The 11,970-nt window shown below is 36.7% G+C and carries 10 protein-coding genes and 1 pseudogene; 4 read left to right on the forward strand and 7 right to left on the reverse strand.

The window, feature by feature from the left end; genetic code table 11:
* Positions 1–99: 99 nt before the first annotated feature.
* Positions 100–1,677, reverse strand: coding sequence for a T9SS type A sorting domain-containing protein (locus tag BUC06_RS11185; protein WP_167367417.1), 1,578 nt, complete (start codon positions 1,675–1,677; stop codon positions 100–102).
* 178 nt (positions 1,678–1,855) lie between these two features.
* Positions 1,856–2,755 carry a DUF808 domain-containing protein gene (locus BUC06_RS11190; RefSeq protein ID WP_073333869.1) on the reverse strand — a complete coding sequence of 300 codons (900 nt, stop codon included), beginning with the start codon at positions 2,753–2,755 and terminating at the stop codon, positions 1,856–1,858.
* A gap of 158 nt (positions 2,756–2,913) precedes the next feature.
* On the opposite strand from BUC06_RS11190, the gene BUC06_RS11195 reads away from it, so the two are divergent.
* The 3 genes and pseudogenes from BUC06_RS11195 to BUC06_RS11205 all read left to right on the forward strand — a co-directional run bounded on the left by BUC06_RS11195 (position 2,914) and on the right by BUC06_RS11205 (position 6,315).
* Positions 2,914–4,305, forward strand: a complete 1,392-nt coding sequence (locus BUC06_RS11195) for a serine hydrolase (protein ID WP_167367418.1) — start codon at positions 2,914–2,916, stop codon at positions 4,303–4,305.
* Positions 4,306–4,470: 165 nt separating this feature from the next.
* A pseudogene (locus BUC06_RS24490) lies at positions 4,471–4,725 on the forward strand (thrombospondin type 3 repeat-containing protein); the annotation flags it as partial.
* A 720-nt stretch (positions 4,726–5,445) separates the two neighbouring features.
* Positions 5,446–6,315, forward strand: a complete 870-nt coding sequence (locus BUC06_RS11205) for an alpha/beta hydrolase (RefSeq protein WP_073333874.1) — start codon at positions 5,446–5,448, stop codon at positions 6,313–6,315.
* A gap of 43 nt (positions 6,316–6,358) precedes the next feature.
* Here the strand turns inward: BUC06_RS11205 and BUC06_RS11210 are convergent, their stop codons facing one another.
* The gene (locus tag BUC06_RS11210) at positions 6,359–7,054 is read right to left on the reverse strand and encodes a DedA family protein (RefSeq protein ID WP_073333877.1); all 696 of its coding nucleotides are present in this window, start codon (positions 7,052–7,054) and stop codon (positions 6,359–6,361) included.
* An 87-nt stretch (positions 7,055–7,141) separates the two neighbouring features.
* Complete coding sequence (gene prfB, locus BUC06_RS11215) at positions 7,142–8,254, reverse strand: peptide chain release factor 2 (RefSeq protein ID WP_073333879.1); 1,113 nt, start codon at positions 8,252–8,254, stop codon at positions 7,142–7,144.
* Positions 8,255–8,573: 319 nt separating this feature from the next.
* Between prfB and BUC06_RS11220 the strand changes: the two genes are divergently transcribed.
* Entirely contained in the window at positions 8,574–8,777 is a 204-nt protein-coding gene (locus BUC06_RS11220) for a hypothetical protein (protein WP_139263349.1), read from the forward strand.
* A gap of 4 nt (positions 8,778–8,781) precedes the next feature.
* Here BUC06_RS11220 and BUC06_RS11225 read toward each other — a convergent pair whose 3' ends face one another.
* The 3 genes from BUC06_RS11225 to BUC06_RS11235 all read right to left on the reverse strand — a co-directional run bounded on the left by BUC06_RS11225 (position 8,782) and on the right by BUC06_RS11235 (position 11,938).
* Positions 8,782–9,264 (reverse strand): hypothetical protein, encoded by a 483-nt coding sequence (locus BUC06_RS11225; protein ID WP_073333884.1) that lies wholly within the window; start codon positions 9,262–9,264, stop codon positions 8,782–8,784.
* Positions 9,265–9,281: 17 nt separating this feature from the next.
* Positions 9,282–10,388, reverse strand: a complete 1,107-nt coding sequence (locus BUC06_RS11230; RefSeq protein ID WP_073333887.1) for an NAD(P)/FAD-dependent oxidoreductase — start codon at positions 10,386–10,388, stop codon at positions 9,282–9,284.
* Positions 10,389–10,573: 185 nt separating this feature from the next.
* Positions 10,574–11,938, reverse strand: a complete 1,365-nt coding sequence (locus tag BUC06_RS11235) for an AAA family ATPase (protein WP_073333889.1) — start codon at positions 11,936–11,938, stop codon at positions 10,574–10,576.
* Positions 11,939–11,970: the final 32 nt, after the last annotated feature.

Consider the following 11,970-nt stretch of genomic DNA (forward strand, 5'->3'; position numbering starts at 1 on the left):
AAATAATAAAAAGTTATTTCCGTAAAATTTTTTGAGCTCTAAGGGCTCAAAATTTTCCAGAATAACTTTTCAACTTACACAGTTAGTGAGACACTACCTTTACTTTTTTATAATCTTTAGAGTCTGATCTTTCTTATCGTATGTCATGCGAATCAGATAGGTTCCGGATACACAGTTTTGAAGATCAATCTTCACTTTATCTCCCTGTCTTACATATTCAAGATTTTTAATGAGCTTTCCATCCATACCGTACAGGGATAAATTTTCCGGTGTAGTTTCAGAATTCACATTAATAAAGAGGAAATCCGTAACAGGATTCGGATAGAATGAGAGTTCTTCTTTTTTCACGGCTTCTCCTATACTTAAAGATTCATTGTTTATAGTAATCCTGGCTAAGGCAAATTGTCTGTCATCATGAGTAGAATCTCCTGAAATGAGGATTTTTCTACTGCTGTCAAATTTCATTGCTGATAATCTTCGAATAGAATTGGAAGTTGAAAGTCTGAATAATCCGTTAGTTCCAAACGATAGGTCGGGAGTTCCGTCATAATTAAATTTGGTCAAAAACATCCAGTCATAATCCAGATAACTTCCTGTGAAATAAAATGTACCTCCTACATAAATCCCATTATCACCTAAAAGTATAGAGTTCGGTACCTCACTTGTTACATTCGGGATGTTGACTACCTTTCGTTTTACAATACCTGAGGTTCCAAAACTATTGACAAACTGGCCTTCAGAATTTATTTTTGCCACCCAGGAGTCCCTGATACCATTATTGAAGGCAGAACCTATTATATAAAAATTTCCGTTGGGATCCTGAATCATACTTCCAAACTCAAAGGGATTCCCTAAGTTGAAAATTAATTTACCATTGGTCCCGAAAGTTGTATCGATGGTTCCGTTCATATTCAATCTTACAACATATACATCACTGGGACCGTTTATATTGTCTGTGGTATCGGTAATTCTTCCTATTCCAGCAATAATTAGCTTATTATTAGCTACCAGAATACTCAGTGCGTTTACTCTTTCCTGAGATACTCCTGTATTTAGGGTAAAATAAAGTTTTCCATTATTGCCAAAGGACGTATCTGCAGAACCATCCTGATTCAATTTTAATAAGCATGCTCTTCTTTTTGGATATCCATATTCAGCCCCACCACACACTATGATTTTTCCATCTGATAATTCTACAGCACTGTAAGCGACATCAATGGTTTCTACATCTGCCGGATACCCCATATTGACAGCAAGCCCGCCTCCAGTTCCAAAAGTTGCATCTAAAGTACCATCTGCATTAAACCTTTCAATAAAAAAATTCTGATTATACGTATGGCCTACACTTCCGATTGTTAAATATTTACCCGAGATTAATTTAATAATTTTATAATGGGCAGATTGACTCTGAGTGATCTGCACCCCTGCAGTCCCAAATGATGTATCCAGATTTCCACTGGAGCTTACTTTATAAATCGCTCTTTTTGATCCGGGACCAACGTTTCCAAGGACAACCATGCTGTTATCCGGCTCGATGAGAAAATCACCAGATTTGTCGAAAACTGTTGACGGATTAGTGAAGTTAAAGCCATTTACACCAAAAGTAGTATCCAAGGTTTGTGCACTTGAAAATAATGAAGAGAATAAAAAGATTCCATAGAATAGTTTTTTTATCATGTTTATTTTTTTTTTTGCAAATATAACTTTTCCTTTACCAAAATCTTTTCCGATCATCTTTATTCAAATGAAATATTGAACAATCTGTTAATTTCTATGTAAAAAGTGTTTAGAAAAGGCATTAAAAAAACCGTATCCACAGATGGGATACGGCTTTGTTTTATCATGTTGTTCAGATTTACTTTTTAATCACAAGTGAATAAGCTTTTTTCCCCATCGTAAATAGGGCTACGGCAAATAAGCCTCCTATCAGTCCGAGAATAATTTCTTTTAAAATAGTAAGCAACTCGTTAGAAGACCAGGAAGGCAAAATATGGTGGAAAAATTCTATTCTATGGGCAAAAATACCGCCGGCTACCATAATCAAAGCAATAGTTCCTATAACACCCAAAGCTTTAATAACAACAGGTAAAGCTTTCACCAAAAAGTGTCCAAGCTTTCCAAAGAAACCCTTGTCATTACTCTTTTTGATTAATTTGAATCCTGCATCATCCATCCTTACGATCAAAGCAACAATTCCGTACACTCCTACTGTAGCTATAAAAGCAACCAGACTGGTTACCAGAATCTGGTTAATAAAAGGATGACTTTCTTCCAAAACCGTTCCCAAAGCAATGATAACAATCTCAACAGATAAAATAAAATCTGTGGTAATGGCTGATTTTACCTTTGCTTTTTCTATTTCCTGATCACTCTTTTCATCTTCTACAATTTCTTCTACCACTTCGTGGCCTTTTTTGTCTTTGTGAAAAAGAAATTCTATGATTTTTTCAACCCCTTCAAAGGCCAGATACAATCCACCCAGAATCAACACATAGTTAATGGCCGGAGCATAGAGCCAGTTGAGAAGGAATACAACAGGAAGAATGATCAGCTTATTGATAAAAGAGCCTTTTGTAATAGCCCATAAAACGGGAATTTCCCGTGAGGAAATGAAGCCTGTCGCTTTTTCTGCATTCACTGCCAGATCATCTCCAAGGATGCCTGCTGTTTTCTGTGTGGCTATTTTACTCGTCACTGCCACATCATCCATCAACGCTGCAATATCATCCAAAATCGCAAAAAAACCAGATGCCATATATTTTAATATTTTTTTAATCTTTGTTAAGTTCAGCAAAAATAATTATTAAAATCTATTTTTATTTGTTTCTGAATATTAATTTTAAATATTTTCTGTGCATGGCTGCTCATCTGAGCGAAACTCTGCTTACTTTTAACTTTTTTAAACAAGATACCATGCGACCTATATATTATAGTCTTTTTTTTGGAGGTCTGACTGTTCTATTCACTATATACTGTTCTCCATTCAAAGCCCAAAATACAACGGATATCAATCTTATAAAGCAGGAAAAAAAGAAGCAGGAAATAGACAGCATCATAAAAGCGTATGCATCTATCAACAAGTTCAACGGAACTGCTCTGGTTCACTACCAGCATACAACATTCTTCGAAAAGTCTTACGGATGGCAGGATGCAGAAAAAAAGCTCCCGAATCAAAACAAAAGTATTTACCAGATAGCTTCTTTAACCAAATCTTTCACCGCACTTACCATCATAAAACTATGCGAAGAAGGAAAGTTATCCGTTAAAGATCCTGTTTCCAAATTTATTCCGGATTATCCGAGAGGAAGTGAAATTACCGTTGAACATCTCCTTACCCACTCTTCGGGAATTTATGAGGCATTGAGGAACAAAGAGTATTTCCGTCTGCTTCACACCACAGAACCCATTACGAAAAGCAGAGAAATCTCATTTTTTAAAGATGAACCGTTAGATTTTAAACCGGGTACGCAATTTTCATATACCAATTCGGGCTATATTCTTCTGGGAATGATCATTGAAAAGATCACAGGCCAAACCTATGAAGAGGCGGTAACAAAAATGATCTTACATCCTCTGAAAATGACTCACACGGGTTTTGATTATCCCTCTTTGAAAAGTCCTTACAAAACAATCCCATACTCTTATCTGTCAAAAACAAAACAGGAAAAAACAGAGATCTGGAATCCGGAATTAACCGGACCTGCAGGACAAATTTACAGTACCGCAGAAGATCTGTACAAATATTACAAAGGGCTCAGGGACTACAGCATTGTTTCTAAAGAAAGCTTTAAAAAAGCCACAACCTCTTATCTAAGTGGCTACGGCTACGGTTGGTTCATCGATGATCTGTATGGAAAAAAACTGATCAATCATGGAGGGAATATAGAAGGTTCTACAAGTTATTTTGCGATGCTTCCTGATGATGACATTTGTATTATACTTCTTAATAATATCACGAGCAAGAAACTGGAGAAAGCAGGTAATACTATTTTGGCGGCAGTTTTAGACCAGCCCTATGACCTTCCCAAACCTAAGAAAGAGATCACTCTGGATGGTTCTGTACTGAAAAAGTATGCAGGCAATTATGAGCTTTCCGAAGATACTGTCATCCATATCTTAAACGAAAACGGACAGCTTTTTATTCAGAATAATAATGATCCTAAGATAAGAATGCTGGCTGAAAAAGAGGATGTATTCTTCCTTCCGGATGATGACACAGAAATCTCTTTCATTTTCAAAAAGGATGAAAAAGATGTTATCATCATCAAAAAAGGACTTTCCTCAAAAACGGCAGAGAAACTATAACCTGAAAAGTACAAAATGGGTCTCCAACCAGATAAGATTAAAAAAGTGAAAAAATATTTTATACTCTTACTATTTTCAGCGCTCTGTTTACATTCACAGGAAATAAAAAACAAAGAAGTGTTCAGAAAATGTAAAAAACAATACTCTAAAAAGATCTGCCTTTCGGATGAAGATCAAGATGGTGTTATTTTCTATCTGGACAAATGCCCGAAAGAAAGCGGCTTTTCAGAAATTTCAGGCTGTCCGTGGCCGGATAATGACGGAGATGGTGTCATTGATAAAGAAGATGCCTGTCCCCATGAAAAAGGCGACGCTCAAAATAACGGCTGTCCCTGGCCTGATACGGACGGCGACGGAATCCAGGATAAGGATGACGCTTGTCCTACGCTCCCCGGAGTTCCGGAGGCCAACGGATGTCCTTCTAATAATTGTGATGAATTTTTCAAAAAGGAAGCTGAAATTTTAAAAGAATTTAAAGAAAAACACATCCTGGAAAAAGAAAAGTTTAAAGCCTTGAGAACAGTGATATTCAACCATATTCCAAGAGAATTATTCCCCAAAAACAATATATCGGTAAGTATACATACCTATACTTTTATTAATGATAACATAAGCAACTGTGCCTCCAAATCTACCTTAGGTTTCAATAAAAGTCTATTTCTTGACCAGCTTTTCTGGACAAAAGATACGTTTGATTATGTTGCAAAAAAATTAAAGAAAAACCTTTTCCCCACTTATGATTTTGGAAAATTGCCGATCGACACTGATCTCTTGAATGACTACAGACAGGGAGGCTATTACGGTTTTATAGCAAGTTTTCCGCAAACTCTTGAACTCAACAGAAATATCATGGTATATTATGATCGTGGCAATAAGGAGAAAGCTGAATTTCATCCCTACAATACCAGGTTAAAAGTAAATTTCGGACTGTATGCGGCTAAGAATAGGGTCAGTGTCGAAATCAGGAATGTTCCCAAAGGCTATTATTCATATACATTCGAATACATCGCCGGACAATGGAAGTTTATAAAAAAGGAGGAACGCTCTTATTAAAAACAACTGGCAGAAAAAGAAAGTTATGATCATAAAAATCATTTTTCCAGCCTTATATAGGCAGATAATATTCCGTAAATTTATCTTATGAAAAAGCTTGTGCTCAGATACCATTTTTTTGTCGTAGGATCTCTAAGCTTCCTGATGCAGTCTTGCCATACAAAATTCAGGGTCTGGGTAGGTACAGGCGGACAGCAGAAAATCTATAATTTGAAATATGGCGAGCATAAAAGGCAGAAGATGGACGTTTTTCTTCCATTGGACTACGCCGAAGATACACCTGTAGTACTGATCGTACATGGCGGTGCCTGGACGCTTGGAAAAAAAGAACACATGATTCAGATTCAGAAAATGCTCTTTGAACATAAGATTCCAAGTATCAGTATGAATTACAGGCTGGTTTCCAAACAAAAAAGCATTACGTATAAGCAGCAGTTGGAAGATATTGGCCTTGCCATTGAAAAATTTAACTCTCTGGCTGAAAAAGCAGAACTTCAGCCGAATAATTATATCCTTTTAGGCGAAAGTGCAGGCGGACATCTGGCTCTTCTATATGGCTACCGACACCCTGAACAAGTCAGAAAGATCATCTCACTGAGCGGTCCTACAGATTTTTACAGCCCGGAATACCTCAATTCATTTTATTCAAAATATACCTCTCCTACTTTCCAGAAGGTAGTTGGAACAAAATTCGACCGTAAGAATATAGCTGAAGCTTTTAAAGAAGCCAGCCCCATCGCTAATATATCCAACGTTCCTACCCTGCTGTTTCAGGGGAACAATGATTTTCTGGTGAATCAGCATCAGGGATTATCCATGGATTCTGCACTCACCAAACAGAATATCCCCCACAAACTGATCTTTATGAAAAGAACAGGTCATGCTCCAAGATTTTTCAGCAAAGTAAAAAGAGACAGCATTATCTATCCCAACATTCTGGAATGGATAAAAAAATAACCTGCCGGAAAGCAGGTTATCAATATGTTTTTGTAATTATGTATTAATCTAAATCTTTGTTCTCGTACTTAGAGTGATCTTCTTTTTTTCCGAAAACAAACTTAATGATCACCGGAAGCGTTGTTACCAGAACGATGATAATGATAATCACTTCAAGTTTCTCTTTCAAATTGATCCCGAACTGCTCCTGAAACAATTTATCTAAATAATGTCCTGCAAAAATCAGGATAAATGACCAGAGAACAGCTCCTATAATATTATCTCTTAAAAACTCTTTCTTATCCATTTTTACAATACCAGCAACAATGGGAGTAAATGTTCTCACTACAGGTAAGAATCTCGCCATAATAATTGCCAGTGCCCCGTGTTTTTCAAAAAAGTCATGAGCCTGATAAAGGTATTTCTTTTTAAACAGCATAGTATCCTGCTTTTTGTATAAGGCAGGACCTGCTTTCACTCCAAAGTAGTACCCTATCTCATTTCCGACAATGGCAGCCAGAGCTACACATGAAGCCAGAATGGTTGTATCCAGGAAGTCGCTCCCTGTGGAGCCAAAAGTCTCTTTGATGATTTCTACAGCGTAAATTCCTGACACGAACAGTAATGAATCTCCGGGCAGGAAAAACCCTACAAAAAGACCTGTTTCAGCAAAAACAATAAATAAAATAAGCCAAAACCCACCCATTTTAATATAAAACTCGGGGTTCAGTAAATCTCTCCAGCTATTGAAATCTTCCATATATAACGATTAACAACAAAAGTAAGCGTAAAATGTGTTAAACAAAAATTAATTATAAGTTTTTAACTAAAATAGATACATGATATTTTACAAGTCCATATCATCGTCTGAAACGGCGGTACCATCGGCCATCAGAAAGGCTTTCAGGAATGGCGTGATATTTCCGTTCATCACAGAATCCACATCTGAAGTTTCGTGAGCAGAACGAACATCTTTTACCAGTTTATATGGATGCATCACGTAATTTCTGATTTGGCTTCCCCACTCTATTTTCATCTTATTGGCTTCAATCTCGGTTCTTGCCTTCATACGGGCTTCAAGTTCCATTTCATAAAGTCTTGAACGAAGGAGTTGCATGGCTTTTTCTTTGTTCTGAAGCTGGGATCGGGATTCGGAGTTCTCAATGATGATTCCCGTTGGTGCGTGGCGAAGACGTACGGCGGTTTCCACCTTGTTCACGTTTTGTCCTCCTGCTCCGGATGATCTCATGGTTTCAAATGAAATATCTGCAGGATTAATGTTGATTTCAATGGTATCATCCACCAAAGGATATACATACACAGAAACAAAACTGGTATGACGCTTCGCATTGCTGTCAAAAGGGGAAATCCTCACCAGTCGGTGTACCCCATTTTCTCCTTTTAAATATCCAAAAGCGTATTCCCCATCAATCTCTAAAGTAACGGTTTTTACTCCGGCAACTTCCCCTTCCTGATAGTTGAGCTCGCGGATCTTATACCCTTGCTTCTCCGCCCACATGGTATACATTCTCATCAGCATGGAAGCCCAGTCACAACTTTCCGTACCTCCTGCTCCGGCAGTAATCTGAAGAACGGCAGAAAGCTCGTCTCCTTCATTGGAAAGCATGTTTTTAAATTCCAGGTCTTCTATTTTTTCCACAAGTTTTGGGAATGTTTCATCCAGTTCTTTTTCAGAGTCCGGATCTTCTCTGGCAAATTCTGCCAGTACCTGCAGGTCTTCAAACTGGGTACTGATCTCTTCATAATCTTCTACCCATCTCTTTTTAGAGCGGAGCTGCTTTAGAAAAACTTCTGCTTCTTTCGGACTATCCCAAAATTCGGGAGCAGCTGTTTTCTCATCATCATTTGATATTTCGATCTTCTTTTTTTCGATCTGAAGATATTTATGTAAGTCTTTGATTCTGGACTGAACTTCTTTTATCTGGTCGTTGTTGATCACGAATTTGTTATTTTATACAAAAATACGGAATTCTTTTGTGAGTTGGTTTCGAGTTTGAGAGTTTACGTGGGAAGAATTTCCGGGATTCGGGTTTGAGAGTTTGAGAGTTGAAGGTTTTGAGTGCTTATTAAATAGCTTTCTTATTCTTAGTCTAAAACTTTGTATGACATACTACTATCTCCTAAAATATTTCATGAATTCCAATTTTACTTTATATTTATGTAATCAAAAAATAAACTGAATGGACAGTGACTATTTCAATACTTTAATTAATGAGCGTAAAAACAATGTCTTGCAATTGGAAAAACTAATTATATCAATGAATATAATCTATGAGATGCATCAGAATTTCTGCGCCTTTCTTGCCGAAAAAGTATTTCAGCAATTAGAAAAAGGATCAGATTCGCAAAAAATACAGAGAATTATAGAAACAGAACTATGTGTGGGATATGGTTTGTATATGCATGAATTCAATTCAGAAAAAATAACCAATAATATTATAAACTGGTGGGAAAATAATTAATTACTTATGCATCTATTATTTCTGATTCAAAGCTTTTCTTCAGGAATTCTTTTGATTCTTTACTTTCAGTTTTGAAACCAAACATCGTTAAAGCATAGACGAATAATAGCATCCCTACAGGAACTAAAAAAAATACGGATATTTTTTGCTGTACTAAACATAAACTTATTAAGAAAAACATAACGAATCCACACCAAAACAGTAAAAAAACAAATACAAACACATGTAATTTCATTGTAACCTCTATTTGAGTTCCGTAGTTCCCCTTTTGAATGGTACCCTTTATTTGCGGAAGAAAAGAATTTCTGTAATTGATCATTCTGTTTATTTCAAAACAGTTATTATTAATGAATCCTTCATATTCTTTTGATGATGTTCTACCAAAACCAAATTTTTTTGGTTCAACAAAACCTGAAAGTCTTGTAATTATTTCCTGTTCGGACAAATTTGTTCTGTAAATAATACGTTCAAAAGGTAAATATTTCATTTCTGCATACTTTGTATTTAAATCATCTCCACCACCATCTCCCCAATTTTCGGAGCCAGTGCCACTCCCATTCCTGAAAGCCTTACGGCACAGAACTGTCTTTCTGAAAGTTGCTTGACAATCGGTGTTTTTTCTGAGCCCATTGCCATAATACCCGACCATCGGAGGGAAATCTTTATCTCCTGATGCGGCAAAATTACTTTTTTCAGGAAACTTTCCAAATGATCCTGTAAAAATTCTGTAGTTTCAAAATCTGTGGTTTCCTCCGTTTTAAAATCCTGATTTCGGCCGCCGCCCAGCAAAACACGATCCCCCAGATTTCTGAAATAGTAAAAACCCTCATCGTAATGAAATGTTCCTTTAAGTTTTAAGCCTTCAACTGGTTCAGTCAAGAGAATCTGTCCCCGTGCAGGAATGATTTCTTCCTTTTCCAGAAATTTTGAGCTGAAAGCATTGGTGCAATAAATAATTTGGTCAGCCTTTAATGAAAGAGTCTCTGAAAGATGAACCTCTGCTTCATTCATTTTTTCATCGATGTCCTTTACTTCTGTTCCAAAAAGAAACTCAACTTTCAGTTCATAACATTTTTCCAGAAGTTTAAGCAGAAGCTTGCCTGAATGTAGACTTCCCTCGCACGGATTTTCAATCAGAAATTCAGATTTTCCCAGACCAAATTCTTTGATTTTTTTCTGATTCAGGAAATAGGTGGTGTCCAGCCCGGTGATTCCTTTCAACTTTGAATTCACCGTATCCAGCTGCTGCAAAGGTTCATTACAATTTAAAATTTCAAACCCTCCATTCAGTTCAAAATCTATTTCATCATTTTTGAAATATCTCCTTATTTTCTGAAGCCCGTCAAACCTCATCTTTACCAATTCCAATGTCTTTTCCCAACCCATTTTCTGAGAATCGGCAATCACTTCCGTAAGACTTCCAAAACAGGCAAATCCTGCATTTCGTGTTGAAGCTCCAAGCGGAATGGTATTTCTTTCAATAATTAAAACAGATTTTTCAGGATATTTTTCCTTAACGGATACCGCAGTCCAAAGTCCCGAAAATCCAGAACCGATGATGACGATATCTCTTTTTCTGTAAAAGGTTTCAAGTTCCCAGATGCTGTTCATTTTATTTAAATGTAAAAGGTATTTGTTAATGAGATGGTAAGAGTAAAGAGCCTAGAATAAAGACTTGAGACTTGAGATTTCAGATCTCAGATTTCAGACTTACTGATATTCAAGTTCTCCTACTCTAAAACTCTTCCACATTATGTGAATGCTGAATCTCGTAACCCGAAAAACCGCACCCCGTTTCACCCCTGTGCACTATCATCTTTTTTTTCACCATTATGGTGAAACCCGATTGCTCTTGCAGGTTTTTCTACAACTCTGTAGGTTTCCAGTTCTTTTTTAAGAGCCTGAATTCTTAATTTAAAATCGTCAAAGTTATTGATAACTGCATCTGCAAGGAATCTTGCCACCTGGTCAAGATATTCTTCGGTAAGCTTTCCGCCTGCATCTCTTAAGGCTGCATTCAGGAGATTCTGATCAATCTTCAGGTTTTCATTTTTGGTTTTCTGATACTGATTTTTAAGACGTTTTTTAAGACTCTGTGTAAAATCAATCAGCATCGTGTTGCTGAATGCCTTCATTCTAGAAGCAATATCCTGCCAGAACGGGACTTTATCCGCTTGGTTCTTTTTAAGGATTTTATAGAGAAGGGAATCTTCTTCAAGATCTCTTGTCATCGCATAAAGGATAATTTCAGAGCGTTCTGCTGCGTTGGGTGGAAATATAGGAATCATGACATCGAATCTTCCCGGAGCAAGAATTTCTTCGTCGATTTCTGAGACCGTATTGGCAGAACCTACCATCAGTAATTCTTCTTTTTCAAATTTCCCGATATAATGAAGGATGAGTTCCTGGGTTTCAAGATTGCAGGAAGCGAGATCTGTTTCAGCTTTTCTCTCCATCATAATTTCATCGAAATCATCCATAAAAAGCAGAACTTTTTTTTCTTTCATCATCGTAAGCAGAAAATCAGTAAAATTGGTTTGATTTCCATCAATAAACGACGTTCCCAGATAATGTTTTTTTACTTCTTTGAACTGATAACCGATAATTTCAGCAATTTTGGTAGCCCAGAAAATTTTGCCGCTTCCCGGAGGTCCGTATAAAATGATTCCTGCTGGTTTATGGATTCCCCAGTCTTTGATTTGCTGCGGATTCAGGAATGGTTCTAAAACCGCTGATATGTAAAAGAAAAGGTCTCTGTACCCAATAAAATCCCGATGTTGCAGGCTGGTTTTATGTCCAAAATAATCATAGACGAACTTATAATTGCCGCCGAGCTTATTATCAATTCCATAGCTTGAAATTGATGAACGGAAAAATCCGTTATCAAAAATATTGGGATTGTCTTCTTTGATGGCCTCTTCTACTTTTTCCTTAGGCTGATTGATTACTTCAGCGATCTGTTCCAGGGTTTTACTTTTGTCCAGATCTTTTTCATATAATTTTAGGAAATCCAGATTTTCACGGGCAAATTTTTCAAAATCTGGCTTCACTTCAAAGTTGGTACTGATACAAACTCCCAGCTCAAGATCAAAATCCTGAATAAACTGTTTAATGGCTTCTGCCGAAACATTAAGCTCTTTTGCTAACTCAATTAACTTCATAAACTACCGATTAATTCTATCAAATTTAATAT

It is taken from the genome of Chryseobacterium carnipullorum, from assembly GCF_900142785.1.
Classification (GTDB): Bacteria; Bacteroidota; Bacteroidia; order Flavobacteriales; family Weeksellaceae; genus Chryseobacterium; species Chryseobacterium carnipullorum.